We start from the raw sequence: 18,635 nt of genomic DNA, 5'->3' as shown, positions 1-18,635 counted from the left end.
GCCAGTTCCAGGCAGGCGTTCCTCTTCAGGAGACTCCGATGTCCGTTGAGCAAGCCCCGGTGCAACGTGCCGATTTCGACCAGGTGATGGTGCCTACCTACGCGCCTGCCGCCTTTATCCCCGTGCGTGGCGCAGGTTCGCGCGTTTGGGACCAGGCCGGTCGCGAGCTGATCGACTTTGCCGGCGGCATCGCGGTTAACGTATTGGGCCATGCGCACCCGGCGCTGGTCGGTGCACTGACCGAACAGGCCAACACGCTGTGGCATGTCTCCAACGTGTTCACCAATGAGCCGGCGCTGCGTCTGGCGCATAAGCTGATCGACGCCACGTTTGCCGAGCGCGTGTTCTTCTGCAACTCCGGCGCCGAAGCCAACGAGGCCGCCTTCAAGCTGGCCCGTCGCGTTGCGTTCGACCGTTTCGGCAGCGAGAAGTACGAGATCATTGCCGCGCTGAACAGTTTCCACGGCCGTACGCTGTTCACCGTCACCGTTGGTGGCCAGTCCAAGTACTCCGATGGTTTCGGGCCTAAAATCACCGGCATCACCCATGTGCCTTATAACGACCTGGCTGCACTGAAGGCCGCTGTGTCGGACAAGACTTGCGCTGTGGTGCTGGAGCCGATCCAGGGTGAAGGCGGTGTATTGCCGGCCGAACTGGCTTACCTGCAAGGCGCCCGCGAACTGTGCGATGCCCACGACGCGCTGTTGGTATTTGACGAAGTGCAAACCGGCATGGGCCGCACCGGTCACCTGTTTGCCTACCAGCATTACGGCGTGACGCCAGACATCCTCACCAGCGCCAAGAGCCTGGGCGGCGGTTTCCCGATTGCCGCGATGCTTACCCGGGAAGATCTGGCCAAGCACCTGGTGGCCGGCACCCACGGCACCACCTATGGCGGTAACCCGCTGGCGTGCGCGGTGGCTGGAGCCGTGATCGACGTGATCAACACCCCCGAAGTGCTGGCCGGCGTGAATGCCAGGCACGCGCTGTTCAAGACGCGCCTGGAGCAGATCGGCACGCAATACGGCATCTTTACGCAAGTGCGCGGCATGGGCTTGCTGATCGGTTGTGTGCTCAGCGATGCGTTCAAAGGCAAGGCCAAGGACGTGTTCAACGCCGCCGAGAAAGAAAACCTGATGATCCTGCAAGCCGGCCCGGACGTGGTGCGTTTTGCGCCAAGCCTGGTGGTGGAAGAGGCGGACATCACGGAAGGGCTGGATCGTTTTGAACGTGCTGTGAAGACGTTGACGCACGCCTGATAGCGACACATTTAGCAGGCCGGACCGGATCAAATGTGGGCGGGGGCTTGCCCCCGATGGCGGTGGATCAGTCACCTGATTTATCAACTGACAAACTGCTATCGGGGGCAAGCCCCCTCCCACATTGGATCTGTGTGAACTCAGATCCCGTGCCCGGTATTTTTCCCTCTATGAGTTTTTCGAGTTAAGGAGTGACACCATGCTGGTGATGCGCCCCGCGCAAATGGCTGACCTGGGCGAGGTACAGCGTCTGGCTGCGGACAGCCCGATTGGTGTCACTTCCTTGCCGGATGATGTGGAACGCCTGAGCGACAAGATCGCCGCCAGTGAAGCCTCGTTCGCGGCCGAAGTGAGTTTCAATGGTGAAGAAAGCTATTTCTTCGTGCTCGAAGACACCGACACCGGCAAGCTCGCCGGCTGCTCGGCCATCGTTGCTTCAGCCGGCTACTCCGAGCCGTTCTACAGTTTTCGTAACGAAACCTTTGTGCACGCCTCCCGCGAGCTGAAGATCCACAACAAGATCCACGTGCTTTCCCAGTGCCACGACCTCACCGGCAATAGCCTGCTCACCAGTTTCTACGTGAAGCCTGCACTGGTCGGTTCGCCGTGGTCGGAACTCAATTCCCGGGGCCGCCTGTTGTTCGTCGCCAGCCACCCCGAACGCTTTGCCGATTCGGTGGTGACCGAGATCGTCGGCTACAGCGACGAAAACGGTGATTCGCCGTTCTGGGATGCCATCGGCCGCAATTTCTTCGACCTCAATTACGCCGCCGCCGAGCGTCTGTGCGGGCTGAAAAGCCGCACCTTTCTCGCCGAGCTGATGCCGCATTACCCGATCTATGTGCCGCTGCTGCCGGACGCAGCCCAGGAAGCCATGGGCCAGGTGCACCCGCGAGCGCAGATCACCTTCGACATCCTGATGCGCGAAGGCTTCGAGACGGATCACTACATCGACATCTTCGACGGCGGCCCGACGCTGCACGCACGGGTGTCGGGCATTCGCTCGATTGCCCAGAGCCGCGTGGTACCGGTGAAAATCGGCGAGATGGTAAGGGGCGTCGGTCGCCAGTACCTGGTGAGCAACGCGCAGTTGCAGGATTACCGTGCGGTGATGCTGGAGCTGGATTACGCGCCGGGCAAGCCGGTGACCCTGGACCTGGCGGCAGCCGAAGCCCTGGGCGTGGGCGAAGGCGCGAGTGTGCGTCTGGTTGCGGTTTAAAAAGAGAGTTTCGCGGGTGGCTGACCACAGCGGCCCGTTCGAGGAGATAGCATGATCGTTCGTCCCGTACGCAGCAGCGATTTACCGGCCCTGATTGACCTGGCGCGCAGCACCGGCACCGGCCTCACCACCTTGCCGGCCAACGAAGAGCGCCTGACCCACCGCGTGGGCTGGGCTGAGAAAACCTTTCGCGGCGAAGCCGGGCGCGGTGATGCGGACTACCTGTTCGTGCTGGAAAACGACGAAGGCCGGGTGGTGGGGATTTCGGCCATCGCCGGCGCCGTCGGCCTGCGCGAGCCCTGGTACAACTTCCGGGTCGGCCTGACGGTCAGCGCCTCTCAGGAGTTGAATATCTACCGCGAAATTCCGACGTTGTTCCTGGCCAACGACCTCACCGGCAATTCCGAGCTGTGTTCGTTGTTCCTGCACGCCGATTACCGCAACGGCCTCAACGGCCGCATGCTGGCCAAGGCGCGCCTGCTGTTTATCGCAGAGTTTGCGCAGCTGTTCGGCAACAAGATCATCGCCGAAATGCGTGGCGTGTCCAACGAAGCAGGGCGCTCGCCGTTCTGGGAAAGCCTGGGTCGACACTTCTTCAAGATGGAGTTCAGCCAGGCCGACTACCTCACCGGCGTGGGCAACAAGGCATTTATCGCCGAGCTGATGCCGAAGTTTCCACTGTACAGCTGCTTTCTCTCCGAAGACGCGCGCAACGTGATCGGCAAGGTGCATCCGGACACCGAGCCGGCGCTGAGCATGCTCAAGAGCGAAGGCTTCAGCTACCAGGGCTATGTGGATATTTTCGACGCAGGCCCGGCGGTGGAGTGTGAAACCAGCAAGATTCGTGCGGTGCGCGACAGCCAGACGCTGGTGCTGGCCATCGGCACCCCGGGAGACGACGCCACGCCGTTCCTGATCCATAACCGCAAACGCGAAGACTGTCGCATCACGGCCGCACCGGCCCGTCTGGCCGCGGGCACGTTGGTGGTCGATCCTCAGACCGCCAAGCGCCTCCAGTTGGTGGTCGGTGATCAAGTGCGTGCTGTTGCGTTGTCTGCTGCTCGGGAGTCGAAATAATGAATTCGTTGTACATCGCAGGTAGCTGGCTGGCCGGCCAGGGTGAATTGTTCGAGTCGCGTAACCCGGTCACCCAGCAAGTGCTGTGGAGCGGCAATGGCGCGACGGCCGAGCAGGTCGAGTCCGCGGTGCAGGCTGCGCGTCAGGCGTTTCCAGGCTGGGCTCGGCAGACGTTGGAAGAGCGCATCGGTGTGCTCGAAACCTTCGCCGCCGCGCTGAAAAGCCGCGCCGATGAAATCGCCCGCTGCATCGGTGAGGAAACCGGCAAGCCGCTGTGGGAATCGGCGACTGAAGTCACCAGCATGGCCAACAAGATCGCCATCTCGGTGCAAAGTTATCGCGAGCGTACCGGCGAGAAGAGCGGCCCCCTGGGCGACGCCACCGCTGTGCTGCGCCACAAGCCTCACGGTGTGGTGGCGGTGTTCGGCCCCTACAACTTTCCCGGTCACTTGCCGAACGGGCATATTGTCCCGGCGCTGCTGGCGGGTAACACCGTGCTGTTCAAGCCGAGCGAGCTGACGCCGAAAGTCGCCGAGCTGACCGTGCAGTGCTGGGTCGAAGCGGGCTTACCGGCGGGCGTATTGAACCTGCTGCAAGGCGCTCGGGAAACCGGTATCGCGTTGGCGGCCAACCCCGGCATCGACGGTCTGTTCTTCACCGGTTCCAGCCGCACCGGCAACCACCTGCACCAGCAGTTTTCCGGGCGTCCGGACAAGATACTGGCCCTGGAAATGGGCGGCAATAATCCGCTGGTGGTGGACGAAGTGGCCGATGTGGATGCGGCGGTGTACACCATCATCCAGTCGGCGTTTATCTCCGCCGGCCAGCGCTGCACCTGCGCCCGTCGCTTGCTGGTGCCGGAAGGCGCCTGGGGCGATGCCTTGCTGGCACGTCTGGTGGCGGTCAGCGCGACCCTTTCAGTGGGGGCGTTCGACCAGCAACCGGCGCCATTCATGGGCTCGGTGATTTCCCTGGCAGCCGCCAAAGCACTGATGGACGCTCAGGAGCTGATGTTGGCCAATGGCGCCGTGGCGCTGCTGGAAATGACGCAACCCCGTGATCAGGCCGCCTTGCTGACCCCGGGCATCCTCGACGTGACGGCCGTGACCGAGCGCGAAGACGAAGAGCTGTTCGGCCCGCTGTTGCAGGTGATTCGCTATGCGGATTTTGCCGCGGCGATTGCCGAGGCCAACAACACCCAGTACGGCCTGGCCGCGGGCTTGTTGTCGGATTCGCAAGCGCGTTACCAGCAGTTCTGGCTGGAAAGCCGCGCCGGCATCGTCAACTGGAACAAACAACTGACCGGCGCCGCCAGCACCGCGCCGTTTGGCGGGGTCGGGGCCTCGGGTAACCATCGCGCCAGTGCGTATTACGCGGCGGATTATTGTGCGTACCCGGTGGCGTCGCTGGAGACCCCGACGTTGGCGGTGCCCGCCACACTGACCCCCGGCATTACGCTGATTTAAATGTGGGAGGGGGCTTGCTCCCGATGGCGGTGGATCAGTCATCTGATTTATCAACTGACAGACCGCTATCGGGGGCAAGCCCCCTCCCACACTTGATTTGTGGTGTGTTCAAGTAATTTGAAGCCTATAAAAACAGATGTTCGTGGAGCCTCGCCGATGAAATCCTGTGAAGTCAATTTTGACGGTCTAGTGGGGCCGACCCATAACTACGGCGGCTTGTCCTTCGGCAACGTCGCGTCCCAGAGCAACAGCCAGCAGCATTCCAACCCGAAGGAAGCGGCGTTGCAGGGACTGCAAAAAATGAAAGCGCTGATGGACATGGGCTTTGTGCAAGGTGTGCTCGCGCCCCAGGAGCGTCCGGATGTGGCCGCTCTGCGCAACCTCGGTTTCAGCGGCACCGACGCTCAGGTCATCGAGCAGGCGGCGAGGCAGGCCATGCCTTTATTGGTGGCGAGCTGTTCGGCGTCGAGCATGTGGGTGGCCAACGCCGCCACCGTCAGCCCCAGCGCCGACACGGCGGATGGCCGCGTGCATTTCACCGCTGCCAACCTCAACTGCAAATACCACCGCAGCATCGAACACCCGACCACCAGCCGCGTGCTGGGGGCGATGTTCGCCGACCAGAAGCACTTCGCCCACCACGCGGCGTTGCCGGCGGTGGCGCAGTTTGGCGATGAGGGCGCGGCCAATCACACGCGCTTTTGCCGTGAGTACGGTGAGGCCGGCGTCGAGTTTTTCGTGTTTGGCCGCAGTGCGTTCGATGCTCGCTACCCGGCCCCGCAAAAGTACCCGGCGCGCCAGACCCTCGAAGCGTCCCAGGCGGTTGCACGTCTGCACGGCCTGAAGGATGACGGCGTGGTTTACGCCCAGCAGAACCCGTCGGTGATCGATGCCGGTGTGTTCCACAACGACGTGATCGCTGTCGGCAACGGCGAGGTGCTGTTCTACCACGAGGACGCGTTCCTCAACACCGAACAGGTGCTCGCCGAACTGCAGGGCAAGTTGGGCAAGCTGGGCGGCAACTTCCAGTCCGTGTGTGTGCCGCGTTCCCAGGTCAGCGTCGAGGACGCGGTGCGCTCCTACTTGTTCAACAGCCAACTGCTGACTCGTCCTGACGGCTCGATGCTGCTGATCGTGCCGGAAGAATGCCGCGCCAATCCGCGCGTCTGGGCGTACCTGCAACACCTCACGGCCTGCGGCGGGTTGATCCGCGAAGTGAAGGTGTTCGACCTCAAGCAAAGCATGCAGAACGGCGGCGGCCCGGCGTGCCTGCGTTTGCGTGTGGCGCTGAACGAAACCGAACTGGCGGCGGTGAATCCAGGCGTTATCATGACCGCGCCGCTGTACGACACCCTGACCCAATGGGTCAACAAGCACTACCGCGACAGCCTGCGCGAAACCGACCTGGCTGACCCGCAACTGCTGCTTGAGTGCCGGACGGCACTGGATGAACTGACGCAAATCCTTAAACTGGGCTCGGTTTATCCTTTCCAGATCAATTAACGCCCTACGGCTGAGAACTTTTATTTATGACCGACACCCTGAAGCTGATCCTTGAAGACACCGACGGCACCCAGCTGGAAACATCCTGCACCCGCGTTGCCGTGGTCTGGCAGGGCAAGGAGATCTGGATCCAGCATGACGGCCGTGGCCAACTGCTGATCGGCGTGGATGTGGAAGAGGGCGACGCCGAGTACGCCAACCTGTTGATGCGTCCGCTGGCGACCAACTTGATGAGCCTGCAACTGGAAATGGAACCGGCTGACGTCGAAGGTGATGACGACGACCACGTCCACGGCCCAGGCTGCAACCACTAAGGAAGCTGCTTATGCTCGCCCTCGGCAAACTGCTTGAACTGACCCTCGCCGGTCGCGAACCGGCGCAAAAAATTCAACTGACTGTCGACGGCGTGCAGATGCGCTGGCTCAGCGAGGGTGCGCTTGAAGTGCGTCCGCCCGAGGCCAGGGATAAGGGCGGCGACCTGTTGCTGTCCTCCGGCATCCATGGCAACGAAACCGCGCCGATCGAACTGCTCGACCGCCTGTTGCATGGCATCGCCCGTGGGGAGATCAAACCCCGCACCCGTATTCTGTTCCTGTTCGGCAACCCCGAGGCCATGCGTCGCGGCGAGCGTTACCTTGAACTGGACGTCAACCGGCTGTTCAACGGCCGTCATGAAAGCAACATTGGCCCGGAAGCCATGCGCGCCGCCGAACTTGAACAGTTGGCCCGCAGCTTTTTCAGCCAGGCGGGCCGTTCGCGCCTGCATTACGACCTGCACACCGCGATTCGTGGCTCGAAGATCGAGCAATTTGCGCTGTATCCGTGGAAAGAAGGGCGCCGGCATTCGCGCCGTGAACTGGAGCGCCTGCGCGCCGCCGGAATGGAGGCGGTGCTGCTACAGAACAAGGCCTCTATCACGTTCACGGCGTTTACGTATGAACAGTTGGACGCCGAGGCTTTCACCCTGGAATTGGGCAAGGCGCGGCCGTTTGGGCAGAACCAGGGCGTGGATGTTTCCCGCCTGGAGCAGCGCCTCAAGCACATCATCGAAGGCACCGAGCCTGAGTCCGACAGCCTCGACGGCTTGAAGCTGTTCGCCGTTGCACGCGAAATCATCAAGCACAGCGATGCTTTCCTGCTGCATTTGCCGGCTGACGTGGAAAACTTTTCGGCGTTGGAAAAGGGCTATCTGCTGGCCGAAGATGTGGCCCAAACCCGCTGGGTGATCGAGGAGGAGGGTGCGCGCATCATTTTCCCCAACCCGAAGGTGAAGAATGGTTTGCGCGCGGGAATTCTCATCGTGCCGACCACAGACGCTGGCCTTGCATAGGTCTCAGGCCTGACTGGCTTCAAATGTGGGAGGGGGCTTGCCCCCGATTGCGTTGCTTCAGCTACAGATGAGCTGACTGACACACCGCTATCGGGAGCAAGCCCCCTCCCACACTCGTTTTGCGTTGCTGCTTAGACCGCTACAGCCCGCGGTTCGCTACGACGGATCGCCCGCACCTTATGCAGCGTATCGGCGCACGTACGCGCAGCTTCCTGACCTTTGTGCACGAAGTGCTCGTAGAAGAACGTGGTGTGTTCGCTGCCACCGTGGAAGTGGTGCGGCGTCAGGGACACCGAGAACACCGGCACTTCAGTTTCCAGCTGCACCTGCATCAGGCCGCTGACCACCGATTGCGCGACGAATTCATGACGGTAGATCCCGCCATCCACCACCAGCGCGGCGGCGACGATACCGGCGTAACGGCCGGTCTTGGCCAGCAGCTTGGCGTGCAGGGGCATCTCGAAGGCGCCGCCGACTTCGAAGAAATCGATGTCCGATTCCTGATAACCCTGGGCGATCATTTCGGCGAGGAAGCCTTTGCGCGATTGGTCGACAATATCCTTGTGCCAGCAGGCCTGGATAAACGCGACACGCTCGCCGTGATGGTTTTTGCTTTTGCTGTCGATTGCGGTGGGTTGCATGTTCTGACTCCTGTTTAAGAAAAAAACAGGGCGTTATGAATCGAATGGGATTTAAGGGTATGCACCACTGTTTCATGCAGGCATGAGGTCAGCGCGGCCCTTAGGTGCCAATCCCGTTCTCTCTTCATCCGGACTATGACCGTCGGCCCCGGGATCACACCGGGTCTGCTGACCTTGTCGCCGTCCTGCCTGAGCAGTTCGAAGCGCCAAGCGCTCGCGGGCTATGCACATTGCGCGCAATTACCGCCGGTGGGGAATTGCACCCCGCCCTGAGAACGTTGCCGCCAGAACCCTGGCGGCGGAGAGTTTTTAACATGGTTTTTCTAAAACTGCACGGTTGCCGTATCGATAAGCTATATCGGTTTGTTTGGTTGGTATTCGATTGAATGCAGTGGGGACTTGATATTGCGTGGCTTTGCCCGCAGTAATCACTCACAAAAGGACTTATCCATTCCGTTAGAGGCCCCTTTCATGACCGTGATCGACCTGCGCAGCGACACCGTGACCCAACCCACCCCCGGTATGCTTGACGCGATGGCCAGCGCCGTCAGCGGTGATGACGTCTACGGCGAAGACCCCAGCGTCAACCAACTGGAAGCTGAGCTGGCCAGGCGCCTGGGTTTCGACGCCGCGCTGTTCGTGCCCACTGGCACCATGAGCAACTTGCTGGCGTTGATGGCCCACTGTGAGCGCGGCGAGGAATATATCGTCGGGCAACAGGCCCATACCTACAAATACGAAGGGGGCGGGGCGGCCGTGCTGGGTTCGATCCAGCCGCAGCCGCTGGAGGTACAGGCCGACGGCTCCCTCGACCTGAGTCAGGTGCTCGATGCCATCAAGCCCGACGACTTCCACTTCGCCCGTACCCGCTTGCTGGCACTGGAAAACACCATGCAAGGCAAGGTGCTGCCGATGACGTACCTCGCCAAGGCGCGTGCATTTACCCGTGAGCATGGCCTGGCTCTTCATCTGGACGGCGCGCGGATCTACAACGCGGCGGTCAAGCTGGGTGTGGATGCGCGTGAAATTGCCGGGCATTTCGATTCGGTGTCGGTGTGCCTGTCCAAGGGGCTTGGCGCACCGGTCGGCTCGGTGCTGTGCGGTTCCACAGCGCTGATCGCCAAGGCGCGGCGCCTGCGCAAGATGGTCGGCGGCGGCATGCGCCAGGCCGGTTCTCTGGCGGCGGCAGGCCTGTATGCCTTGGATCACCAGGTGCAGCGCCTGGCCGACGACCACGCCAATGCCCAGTGGCTGGGGGATGAGTTGCGCCAGGCCGGTTATACGGTGGAGCCGGTGCAGACCAACATGGTCTATGTGCAGATGGGGGATCGGGCGCAGGCCCTGAAAAGCTTTGCCGCCGAGCGCGGGATCAAGTTGAGCGCCGCGCCGCGCCTGCGCATGGTCACGCATCTGGATGTCAATCGGGCACAGATCGAGCAAGTCGTGCAGACATTCGTCGCATTTTCGCAGAAATGACAGTGCAAGCCGTCTAATTGACTGTTTCTATCACATAAACACGCTGTACCACCGGCAAAGGGCCGATATAATGCGGCCCTTTGCCGTCGCTTCGTCTGATGATGTCGCGCACTGGCCTTTGGCCGCAGCCTCCGTGGAAGAACCTAATGAAAAGCGCAGAAATCCGTGAAGCCTTCCTTCGCTTCTTCGAAGAGCAAGGCCACACCCGTGTAGCCTCAAGCTCCTTGATCCCAGGCAATGACCCCACCCTGCTGTTCACTAACGCGGGGATGAACCAGTTCAAGGACTGCTTCCTGGGCCAGGAAAAGCGCGCCTACACCCGCGCCACCAGCAGTCAGAAGTGCGTACGCGCCGGCGGCAAGAACAGCGACCTGGAAAACGTCGGTTACACCGCGCGGCACCACACCTTCTTTGAAATGCTGGGTAACTTCAGCTTTGGCGATTATTTCAAGAAAGATGCGATCACCTTCGCCTGGACCTTCCTGACCGGCGTGCTGAAGCTGCCCAAGGAAAAGCTCTGGGTCACCGTCTACGCGACGGATGACGAAGCGTACGACATCTGGACCCAGCAGATCGGCGTGCCCGCCGAACGCATGATCCGCATCGGTGACAACAAAGGCGCGCCGTATGCCTCCGATAACTTCTGGACCATGGGCGATACCGGTCCGTGCGGGCCGTGCACCGAGATTTTCTACGATCACGGCGCCGACATCTGGGGTGGCCCGCCGGGTTCGCCGGATGAAGACGGCGACCGCTACATCGAAATCTGGAACAACGTGTTCATGCAGTTCAACCGCACCGCCGACGGTGTGTTGCATCCGTTGCCGGCACCGTCGGTGGACACCGGCATGGGGTTGGAGCGGATCAGTGCGGTCATGCAGCACGTTCATTCCAACTATGAGATCGACCTGTTTACCAACCTGTTGAGTGCCTCGGCTGCGGCCATTGGTTGCGCCAATGAGGGCCAGTCTTCGCTCAAAGTGGTATCGGACCACATCCGTTCCTGCGGTTTCCTGATTGCCGATGGCGTGCTGCCGTCCAACGAAGGCCGTGGCTATGTGCTGCGCCGCATTATCCGTCGCGCCTGCCGCCACGGTAACAAACTGGGCGCCAGCGGCAGCTTCTTCTACAAGATTGTGGCTGCGCTGGTGGCCGAGATGGGCGACGCTTTCCCGGAACTCAAGCAGCAACAAGCCAACATCGAGCGGGTTCTCAAGGCTGAAGAAGAGCAGTTCTCCAAGACCCTGGAGCACGGCCTGAAAATTCTGGAGCAGGACCTGGCAGAGCTCAAAGGTACTGTCGTGCCGGGCGACGTGGTGTTCAAGCTTTACGACACCTACGGTTTCCCGATGGACCTGACCGCCGACATCGCCCGTGAGCGCGAGCTGACCGTCGATGAGGCCGGTTTTGAGCGCGAAATGGAGGCCCAGCGCGTGCGCGCGCGTTCCGCCAGCTCGTTTGGCCTGGACTACAACACCTTGGTCAAGGTTGATGTGCCCACCGAGTTCATCGGCTATAAGGCAACCGCGGGCTCCGCCAAAATCGTTGCCATTTATAAAGACGGCAAGTCAGTCGACGTGCTGAGCGAGGGCGATGAAGCGGTTGTGGTGCTGGATCAGACCCCATTCTATGCCGAGTCGGGCGGGCAAATCGGTGATTGTGGTTTCCTCAGTTCGACGTCCGGTCGTTTCGATGTGCGCGACACCACCAAGACCGGTGGTGCGTTTCTGCATCACGGTGTGTTGGTGCTGGGCAACCTGGCCGTCGGTGCGCCAGTGGATACCCAGGTCGATGCCGACGTACGCCATGCAACTGCGTTGAACCACTCGGCCACTCACTTGCTGCACGCTGCGTTGCGTCAGGTGCTGGGCGAGCACGTCCAGCAGAAGGGCTCGTTGGTCGACAGCCAGCGCCTGCGCTTCGACTTCAGCCATTTTGAGGCGATCAAGTCCGAGCAGATCAAAGCGCTTGAAGATATCGTCAACGCTGAAATTCGCAAGAACTCCCCGGTGGAGACTGAGGAGACGGATATCGAAACCGCCAGGAAGAAGGGCGCCATGGCGCTTTTTGGCGAGAAGTATGGCGACGAAGTGCGCGTATTGAGCATGGGCGGCAGTTTCTCGGTGGAACTGTGTGGCGGTATCCACGCCAATCGCACCGGTGACATCGGCCTGTTGAAAATCATCAGCGAAGGCGGTGTGGCCTCGGGTGTGCGTCGTATCGAGGCGGTGACCGGTGCTGCGGCGCTGGCCTACCTCAATGCCGCCGAAGAACAACTCAAGGAGGCGGCCGGCCTGGTCAAGGGCAGCCGCGACAATCTGATCGACAAGCTGTCCGCCGTGCTTGAGCGCAACCGCGCGCTGGAGAAACAGCTGGAGCAGTTGCAGGCCAAGGCAGCCAGTGCCGCGGGCGACGATCTGTCGGCCTCGGCGGTTGACGTCAAGGACGTAAAAGTCCTTGCGGCGCGCCTGGACGGTCAGGACGGCAAGGCGTTGCTGGCCCTGGTCGATCAGTTGAAGAACAAGCTCGGCCGCGCAGTGATCCTGCTCGGCAGTGTCCATGAGGATAAGGTCGTTCTGGTTGCCGGTGTAACCAAGGACCTGACTGGCCAACTCAAAGCCGGTGATTTGATGAAGCAGGCTGCTGCGGCAGTGGGCGGCAAGGGCGGTGGTCGTCCGGACATGGCGCAAGGCGGTGGTGTGGATGCCGGCGCCCTGGACGCGGCCCTGGCCTTGGCCGTGCCGTTTGTCGAGGCAGGTATTTAAGGCGCTGTTAATGAGCCCATGGTCTAGTCGTGGGCTCGCTCGGTTGCTGGAAGATTCGTTTATTGGGCGCCCCTTTACGGGCTGAGGCGGCTTAGAAATGGCTTTGATCGTACAGAAATTCGGAGGCACCTCGGTCGGTTCTGTCGAAAGAATCGAGCAGGTCGCCGACAAGGTTAAGAAGTTCCGTGATGCCGGTGACGACCTGGTGGTGGTGCTGTCGGCCATGAGCGGCGAGACCAATCGCCTGATCGACCTGGCCAAGGCCATCAGCGGTGATCAACAACCGCTGCCACGTGAGCTGGATGTCATTGTGTCCACCGGTGAGCAGGTGACCATTGCGCTGCTGGCCATGGCGTTGAACAAACGCGGTGTGCCAGCGGTGTCCTACACTGGTAGCCAGGTGCGCATTCTTACCGACAGCGCACATACCAAGGCGCGCATCCTGCAGATCGACGATCAGAAGATTCGTGCCGATCTGAAGGCTGGACGCGTGGTGGTTGTAGCCGGTTTCCAGGGTGTGGACGAGCAGGGCAACATCACCACCCTGGGGCGTGGCGGTTCGGACACCACGGGCGTGGCGCTGGCAGCGGCTCTCAAGGCTGACGAATGCCAGATTTATACCGATGTGGATGGCGTCTACACCACCGATCCGCGCGTTGTATCCGTGGCCCAGCGCCTGGATAAGATCACCTTTGAAGAGATGCTGGAGATGGCCAGCCTCGGTTCCAAGGTGTTGCAGATCCGTGCGGTGGAGTTCGCCGGCAAGTACAACGTTCCGCTGCGCGTATTGCACAGCTTCAAAGAGGGTCCGGGCACCCTCATTACTATTGATGAAGAGGAATCCATGGAACAGCCGATCATTTCCGGCATCGCTTTCAACCGCGATGAAGCCAAGCTGACGATCCGTGGCGTGCCAGACACTCCAGGTGTGGCCTTCAAGATCCTCGGCCCTATCAGCGGTGCGAATATCGAAGTCGACATGATCGTGCAGAACGTTTCGCACGATAACACCACCGATTTCACCTTTACCGTGCACCGCAACGAGTACGATGCGGCCGAGCGTATCCTGCAGAACACTGCGAGGGAGATCGGCGCCCGTGAAGTGATCGGTGATACCAAGATCGCCAAGGTGTCGATCGTGGGCGTGGGCATGCGCTCCCACGCCGGTGTTGCCAGCCGTATGTTTGAAGCGCTGGCCAAGGAAAGCATCAACATCCAGATGATCTCTACATCGGAGATCAAAGTCTCGGTGGTGATTGAAGAGAAGTACCTCGAGCTGGCTGTGCGCGCGCTGCATACCGCCTTTGAGCTGGACGCTCCGGCCCGACAGGGCGAGTGATGCGATGCCAGGAAGGCGCGGCTTACCGCGCCTTTCATTTTTTTGTTGAGCGCATGTTCTTTGGCGTGGGCTCGACAATACTTAGGCGGTAGGGCTACGACCGTCTGGTTGTAGGTCGAATGCCTTTTTTTTGCAGACTGTTGTTCCTGAAATGAATTGCGTGAGGTGAAAGGTATGTTGATTCTGACTCGTCGTTGCGCAGAAAGCCTGATTATCGGTGATGGCGAAATCACCGTGACCGTGCTCGGCGTCAAAGGCAATCAAGTGCGTATCGGGGTTAACGCTCCGAAAGAGGTAGCGGTCCATCGCGAGGAAATCTACCTGCGGATCAAGAAAGAGAAGGACGAAGAACCAAGCCTTTAATTTTTATCGTTTTTTATGTTTGCAAACGGGGAGGAACGTGGTTAATATACGCCCCGTGTTGCGGAGAGCTGGCCGAGTGGCCGAAGGCGCTCCCCTGCTAAGGGAGTACACCTCAAAAGGGTGTCGGGGGTTCGAATCCCCCGTTCTCCGCCATTATTTGCTTAGTACGTTGCAATCTGGTTTTTTCGGTAAGTTGTTGAAAATACTCGAAAAAATAGCTTTACATAGAGATTGAACGGCCTATAATGCGCGGCAACAAATGCACTCGTAGCTCAGCTGGATAGAGTACTCGGCTACGAACCGAGCGGTCACAGGTTCGAATCCTGTCGAGTGCACCATTTAAGAGTTGCTTGCAGTAATGCAGGTAACTTGCTTCAACCAGTTGTGATCTGGTCTAAAAAGCACAATCTGCACTCGTAGCTCAGCTGGATAGAGTACTCGGCTACGAACCGAGCGGTCACAGGTTCGAATCCTGTCGAGTGCACCATACAAACAAAAAGCCCGCCTAGTGCGGGCTTTTTGCCGTCTGGCGTTCGTGTAGGTTTTATCCTGGCGTGTGCCTTTTTCTATTTCCCATGTGTTCTCCCTTCCAGCTACGTCGTCGCAGTTCATAGATGCAGCCATTACTTAGCTTCGGCTTGCAAGCGCTTGTTCTTTCCAGTTTTTTGACGTTAAAAGCGGTCGGTCGGTGTATCATGCGCCGGTCAGCCCCGCCGGGGCTTGTGGAATGCCTCCATGGACTTACCCAGTAGTTACTCAGTACCCCGCTTTACCAATCATGAATTGACTGATTGATCCTTCCGGCGCGCCCCGCTGCTGGGAGTGGAGTTCGCCTATGACCGAAGTAGAAGTAAAGAAAACACAGGAAAGCCTGCAGGATCGTCTGGCTCAAGTTATCGAGCTGCTGCAGCGCCAGCGCGTGGTCGAAGACCTCACGCACCGCCAGGAAGGTCCGCACCACGACCGCGTCGAAAACCTGGTCCACCGGCAAAATCTCGTTGAGCTGCAACGCAAGCTCGATGACCTGCACTCTGCCGACGTTGCTTATATTCTCGAAGCCTTGCCGCTGGATGATCGACTGACGCTCTGGCAGTTGGTCAAGGCTGATCGCGACGGCGACATTCTTCTCGAAGTATCCGATTCGGTTCGCGAAACCCTGATTGCCGACATGGACGATCATGAGCTCCTGGCTGCGGCCAAGGAGATGGACGCGGACGAATTGGCCGACCTGGCGCCTGAATTGCCGCGTGATGTCGTTCATGAACTGATGGAGGCATTGGACACCCAGCAGCGTGAGCGTGTGCGTTCGGCACTGTCTTATGATGAAGACCAGGTCGGCGCGCTGATGGACTTCGAGATGGTCACCATCCGCGAGGATGTCAGCCTGGAAGTGGTGCTGCGCTACCTGCGTCGTCTCAAGGAGCTGCCTGGCCACACCGACAAGCTGTTTGTGGTCGACTACGAAGGCATCCTCAAGGGCGTATTGCCCATCAAGCGCCTGCTGGTAAATGATCCGGAGAAAAAAGTTGCTGACCTGATGGCCAGCGATACCGTGAGCTTTCATCCGGATGAAGATGCCTACGACGCAGCCCAGGCTTTTGAGCGTTACGACTTGATCTCAGCCCCGGTGGTCGACAAGAACGGCAAGCTGATCGGCCGTCTGACAATCGATGAAATCGTCGACTTGATTCGCGAAGAGAGTGAAACCGAAGTCCTCAACATGGCAGGTTTGCGTGAAGAGGAAGACATTTTTGCGTCAGTCTGGCGTTCGCTGCACAACCGTTGGGCCTGGCTGGCGGTCAATTTGATTACCGCGTTTATCGCGTCCCGCGTGATCGGGCTGTTTGAAGGTTCCATCGAAAAGTTGGTGGCCTTGGCAGCATTGATGCCGATAGTGGCTGGGATCGGCGGCAATTCCGGTAACCAGACTATCACTATGATTGTACGTGCCATGGCATTGGACCAGGTCAGTACCGCTAATTCTTCGCGTCTGCTGCGCAAGGAGTTGGCGGTAGGCCTTATCAATGGCCTCGTATGGGGCGGAGTGATAGGGGTGGTGGCCTACTTGCTATATGGCAGTTGGTCGCTGGGCGTGGTGATGACCGCCGCCATGACCCTCAATTTGCTGTTGGCTGCCTTGATGGGGGTTCTGATCCCCATGACCTTGGCGCGTCTGGGGCGTGACCCTGCCATGGGGGCCAGCGTGATGATTACGGCCATGACCGACAGTGGGGGCTTTTTCATCTTCCTGGGCTTGGCCACAATCTTCCTGCTCTGACCTTCCTGCGAGGGCAAGTCTGCCCTCGCTTCCCTTGCACAAATCCCACGCAAAAAAAAGCCAGCATATAGCTGGCTTCGGCTTTCAAGTGTAAATCAATTGACTTCTGCGGCCGCCTCTACGTCGTGCGCGATCAGCGAAACGAGAGCATTTTGCTGGCGGTGGGAAAGCTGACGAAAACGCTGCAGCAGTTCGCGTTCGTGCAGTGACAGCTCCGGGCTGTCCAGACGCATGCTTAACTCTTCACCCAAGGCACCCTCCTGAATAAGGCTCTGTTCCAAGCGAGCGATGATTTCGGAGTTCATGCTGCGATGATGATTGCGAGCCACCTCGGCAATGCGTTCCCGCATTCCGTCTGGCAGACGTACGACGAACTTGTCAGCCGTACGGCTGGAATAAATTGCCTGTTTCAATGGGCGCATATATTTAACCGGTTAGTTCAGGGGAGCGGTTTCTGGAATTGGCCGCAAGATGAGTGTTAAGACAAGGCTCACGACCAAAGTTCAACCCGAATTGCAAAGAGGCCGCATCATGCCTCAGATTTGACATTTCCTTGGCGTCAATTCTGTGACAAATATTGAACCGCCTACAGGCTTTATGCCAGCACTGATTTGCGTTTTTGCGGACTGGTTGGAAAAGTTTTTGTGCGGATCGGGCATTCCTGATCCTCACGCGAACCTTATCCGGCATCGGACTGAAGGGCGCACACCGGAAGTAATATGGCCTTTTGCCCTCATCTATAAGGGTAGTGGCAGTTTGCTGATTTACTAGCGCGGGGCGACGTAAGGTAGGGAGAGGCTTGAGGTGAGATGAGGAGAGGAGGGCTAGCGCAACACCGGGTCGAATTTGATACGGCGACCGACGGCAAGCGACACGATCAGCAGGCAGCCGAACACAGCGCTGGCGATGAATGCGAGGGTTGCGTTTTCTTGCATACCGTTACTCAAGCCCAGGAGGACTGTCACAAGCGTCAGGCAAAGAAATAACCATGCAGATTTGGACATGAGTAGCGCTCTCAAAATACCCAGTGTTCGGATGCGGTGGCGGCTTGCGTGCCTTGGGTCAAGCGAATTGGTGATTGGGCATTGGCGGTCATCACTGCCAACTGTGGGCGTTGCTGCAGATGGTGGGGCACGGGTTGATTGATCTGAGCGGAGTCTTGCAAATCGGCAGGCTGGAAGTGAAAAGTTGCCAGCGCGGCCAGTGCCAATGCGTTCAGACCGAGCAAAAGGGCGCTGTTCATGATTTCTTCTCCGTATGCCTGTGTAAAATCGGTTTTGTAGAAGAACTATTGCAGCTCTCGTGCCAACCCATTAATTCAATATAAACAATAGCTTGCGGGTGAATCGAGGTTGTGGTTCATTGCAATTTGCAATGATGGCAATTTGCTGGGATGCAATCTGCACGATGGCGTAGGGCGCCCGAATGTAGTGTGTCGCCACACGCATGCGCATGCAGGATTGGCCTACGATCAAAAAGCCAACGGATGACATGACAAACTTTACCGTGGCCGTTAACATGCACGCCGTCCGTCGCTGAGCCTTTGGCTCGACGATCGCGACTTGTCCCAGTAGCTCAATTGGATAGAGCATCCCCCTCCTAAGGGGAAGGTTGGCCGTTCGAACCGGCCCTGGGACACCATCTCCTTCGCTTTATCTTATTGGCGTTCGCCATACGTAATACCCTCGCTCGCTCCCTCAGCCTCGCCATGATCTCTCCCGAAAAGCGGGGGGTTGTCTTCAGCTGGTTGGTCCGCAAACTACCGCTTCTGATACGCCTTGGTTGTTCATCTATATAGAAGGGCGGCGACCTTGAAGGAAATCTCCATTTTTTTGGATTAAGCGCTTGACGCCCTTGGTGAGTTCTGTAGAATTCGCCTCCCGCTTACGAGAGATCGCAAGCGCAAGTGGTTGAAGTTG

At 59.3% G+C, this 18,635-nt stretch carries 16 protein-coding genes, 4 tRNA genes and 1 riboswitch; of the genes, 16 read left to right on the top strand and 4 right to left on the bottom strand.

The annotated features are described in order from the left end of the window. The first annotated feature begins 38 nt into the window (after positions 1 to 38). From CIB54_RS25550 to astE, 7 genes are all read left to right on the top strand, one after another. Positions 39 to 1,259, top strand: a complete 1,221-nt coding sequence (locus CIB54_RS25550; protein ID WP_065950563.1) for an aspartate aminotransferase family protein — start codon at positions 39 to 41, stop codon at positions 1,257 to 1,259. A 199-nt stretch (positions 1,260 to 1,458) separates the two neighbouring features. Further along, positions 1,459 to 2,478 (top strand): arginine/ornithine succinyltransferase subunit alpha, encoded by a 1,020-nt coding sequence (gene aruF / locus CIB54_RS25545; RefSeq protein ID WP_065950562.1) that lies wholly within the window; start codon positions 1,459 to 1,461, stop codon positions 2,476 to 2,478. 51 nt (positions 2,479 to 2,529) lie between these two features. After that, positions 2,530 to 3,555 carry an arginine N-succinyltransferase gene (gene astA, locus CIB54_RS25540; protein WP_065950561.1) on the top strand — a complete coding sequence of 342 codons (1,026 nt, stop codon included), beginning with the start codon at positions 2,530 to 2,532 and terminating at the stop codon, positions 3,553 to 3,555. Continuing rightward, positions 3,552 to 5,021, top strand: coding sequence for a succinylglutamate-semialdehyde dehydrogenase (gene astD, locus CIB54_RS25535; protein WP_198557221.1), 1,470 nt, complete (start codon positions 3,552 to 3,554; stop codon positions 5,019 to 5,021). The genes astA and astD overlap by 4 nt, the downstream gene beginning before the upstream one ends. Before the next feature lie 156 nt (positions 5,022 to 5,177). After that, the gene (gene astB / locus CIB54_RS25530; protein WP_101221317.1) at positions 5,178 to 6,524 is read left to right on the top strand and encodes an N-succinylarginine dihydrolase; all 1,347 of its coding nucleotides are present in this window, start codon (positions 5,178 to 5,180) and stop codon (positions 6,522 to 6,524) included. Between the two features lie 26 nt (positions 6,525 to 6,550). After that, the gene (locus tag CIB54_RS25525) at positions 6,551 to 6,838 is read left to right on the top strand and encodes a hypothetical protein (RefSeq protein ID WP_003175651.1); all 288 of its coding nucleotides are present in this window, start codon (positions 6,551 to 6,553) and stop codon (positions 6,836 to 6,838) included. A gap of 11 nt (positions 6,839 to 6,849) precedes the next feature. Then, positions 6,850 to 7,854: a succinylglutamate desuccinylase gene (astE, locus tag CIB54_RS25520; RefSeq protein ID WP_101221316.1), complete on the top strand. Its 1,005-nt coding sequence runs from the start codon at positions 6,850 to 6,852 to the stop codon at positions 7,852 to 7,854. 131 nt (positions 7,855 to 7,985) lie between these two features. On the opposite strand, the gene CIB54_RS25515 is transcribed toward astE, so the two are convergent. Then, on the bottom strand, positions 7,986 to 8,495 hold the full coding sequence (locus tag CIB54_RS25515) for a 6,7-dimethyl-8-ribityllumazine synthase (RefSeq protein ID WP_057723717.1): 510 nt from the start codon (positions 8,493 to 8,495) through the stop codon (positions 7,986 to 7,988). Between the two features lie 111 nt (positions 8,496 to 8,606). Next, positions 8,607 to 8,776: riboswitch (FMN riboswitch) on the bottom strand. Positions 8,777 to 8,966: 190 nt separating this feature from the next. Here CIB54_RS25515 and ltaE point away from each other — a divergent pair. From ltaE to mgtE, 8 genes are all read left to right on the top strand, one after another. Then, the gene (ltaE, locus tag CIB54_RS25510; RefSeq protein WP_065950557.1) at positions 8,967 to 9,971 is read left to right on the top strand and encodes a low-specificity L-threonine aldolase; all 1,005 of its coding nucleotides are present in this window, start codon (positions 8,967 to 8,969) and stop codon (positions 9,969 to 9,971) included. A gap of 146 nt (positions 9,972 to 10,117) precedes the next feature. Continuing rightward, a complete protein-coding gene (gene alaS / locus CIB54_RS25505; RefSeq protein ID WP_101221315.1) occupies positions 10,118 to 12,736 on the top strand; it encodes an alanine--tRNA ligase in 2,619 nt (872 codons plus the stop codon). 97 nt (positions 12,737 to 12,833) lie between these two features. Next, positions 12,834 to 14,075, top strand: a complete 1,242-nt coding sequence (locus CIB54_RS25500) for an aspartate kinase (RefSeq protein ID WP_065950555.1) — start codon at positions 12,834 to 12,836, stop codon at positions 14,073 to 14,075. Positions 14,076 to 14,249: 174 nt separating this feature from the next. Next, the gene (gene csrA, locus CIB54_RS25495) at positions 14,250 to 14,438 is read left to right on the top strand and encodes a carbon storage regulator CsrA (RefSeq protein WP_003175645.1); all 189 of its coding nucleotides are present in this window, start codon (positions 14,250 to 14,252) and stop codon (positions 14,436 to 14,438) included. A gap of 62 nt (positions 14,439 to 14,500) precedes the next feature. After that, positions 14,501 to 14,591 (top strand) — tRNA-Ser (locus tag CIB54_RS25490). 108 nt (positions 14,592 to 14,699) lie between these two features. After that, a tRNA-Arg gene (locus CIB54_RS25485) sits at positions 14,700 to 14,776 on the top strand. Between the two features lie 72 nt (positions 14,777 to 14,848). Further along, positions 14,849 to 14,925 (top strand) — tRNA-Arg (locus tag CIB54_RS25480). A gap of 348 nt (positions 14,926 to 15,273) precedes the next feature. Then, positions 15,274 to 16,716 carry a magnesium transporter gene (mgtE, locus tag CIB54_RS25475; RefSeq protein WP_065950554.1) on the top strand — a complete coding sequence of 481 codons (1,443 nt, stop codon included), beginning with the start codon at positions 15,274 to 15,276 and terminating at the stop codon, positions 16,714 to 16,716. Between the two features lie 95 nt (positions 16,717 to 16,811). Here mgtE and CIB54_RS25470 read toward each other — a convergent pair whose 3' ends face one another. The 3 genes from CIB54_RS25470 to CIB54_RS25460 form a co-directional block, all read right to left on the bottom strand. After that, positions 16,812 to 17,138: an Arc family DNA-binding protein gene (locus CIB54_RS25470; protein ID WP_065950553.1), complete on the bottom strand. Its 327-nt coding sequence runs from the start codon at positions 17,136 to 17,138 to the stop codon at positions 16,812 to 16,814. 402 nt (positions 17,139 to 17,540) lie between these two features. Continuing rightward, entirely contained in the window at positions 17,541 to 17,720 is a 180-nt protein-coding gene (locus CIB54_RS25465) for a PA3371 family protein (RefSeq protein WP_065950552.1), read from the bottom strand. 11 nt (positions 17,721 to 17,731) lie between these two features. Next, entirely contained in the window at positions 17,732 to 17,959 is a 228-nt protein-coding gene (locus CIB54_RS25460) for a hypothetical protein (RefSeq protein WP_065950551.1), read from the bottom strand. A gap of 321 nt (positions 17,960 to 18,280) precedes the next feature. On the opposite strand from CIB54_RS25460, the gene CIB54_RS25450 reads away from it, so the two are divergent. Further along, positions 18,281 to 18,357 (top strand) — tRNA-Arg (locus tag CIB54_RS25450). Positions 18,358 to 18,635: the final 278 nt, after the last annotated feature.

This window comes from Pseudomonas fluorescens (assembly GCF_002837185.1).
Classification (GTDB): Bacteria; Pseudomonadota; Gammaproteobacteria; order Pseudomonadales; family Pseudomonadaceae; genus Aquipseudomonas; species Aquipseudomonas fluorescens_AM.
Note: the sequence above shows the minus strand (reverse complement) of the source record. Positions and strands in the feature narration are given on the sequence as shown.

Excerpts from the sequence above, each read along its gene's own strand:
- CIB54_RS25550 (WP_065950563.1), top strand. The coding sequence starts at position 39 with ATGTCCGTTGAGCAAGCCCCGGTGCAACGTGCCGATTTCGACCAGGTG.
- aruF (WP_065950562.1), top strand. The coding sequence starts at position 1,459 with ATGCTGGTGATGCGCCCCGCGCAAATGGCTGACCTGGGCGAGGTACAG.
- astA (WP_065950561.1), top strand. The coding sequence starts at position 2,530 with ATGATCGTTCGTCCCGTACGCAGCAGCGATTTACCGGCCCTGATTGAC.
- astB (WP_101221317.1), top strand. The coding sequence starts at position 5,178 with ATGAAATCCTGTGAAGTCAATTTTGACGGTCTAGTGGGGCCGACCCAT.
- CIB54_RS25525 (WP_003175651.1), top strand. The coding sequence starts at position 6,551 with ATGACCGACACCCTGAAGCTGATCCTTGAAGACACCGACGGCACCCAG.
- astE (WP_101221316.1), top strand. The coding sequence starts at position 6,850 with ATGCTCGCCCTCGGCAAACTGCTTGAACTGACCCTCGCCGGTCGCGAA.
- CIB54_RS25515 (WP_057723717.1), bottom strand. The coding sequence starts at position 8,495 with ATGCAACCCACCGCAATCGACAGCAAAAGCAAAAACCATCACGGCGAG.
- ltaE (WP_065950557.1), top strand. The coding sequence starts at position 8,967 with ATGACCGTGATCGACCTGCGCAGCGACACCGTGACCCAACCCACCCCC.
- alaS (WP_101221315.1), top strand. The coding sequence starts at position 10,118 with ATGAAAAGCGCAGAAATCCGTGAAGCCTTCCTTCGCTTCTTCGAAGAG.
- CIB54_RS25500 (WP_065950555.1), top strand. The coding sequence starts at position 12,834 with ATGGCTTTGATCGTACAGAAATTCGGAGGCACCTCGGTCGGTTCTGTC.
- csrA (WP_003175645.1), top strand. The coding sequence starts at position 14,250 with ATGTTGATTCTGACTCGTCGTTGCGCAGAAAGCCTGATTATCGGTGAT.
- mgtE (WP_065950554.1), top strand. The coding sequence starts at position 15,274 with ATGACCGAAGTAGAAGTAAAGAAAACACAGGAAAGCCTGCAGGATCGT.
- CIB54_RS25470 (WP_065950553.1), bottom strand. The coding sequence starts at position 17,138 with ATGCGCCCATTGAAACAGGCAATTTATTCCAGCCGTACGGCTGACAAG.
- CIB54_RS25465 (WP_065950552.1), bottom strand. The coding sequence starts at position 17,720 with ATGTCCAAATCTGCATGGTTATTTCTTTGCCTGACGCTTGTGACAGTC.
- CIB54_RS25460 (WP_065950551.1), bottom strand. The coding sequence starts at position 17,959 with ATGAACAGCGCCCTTTTGCTCGGTCTGAACGCATTGGCACTGGCCGCG.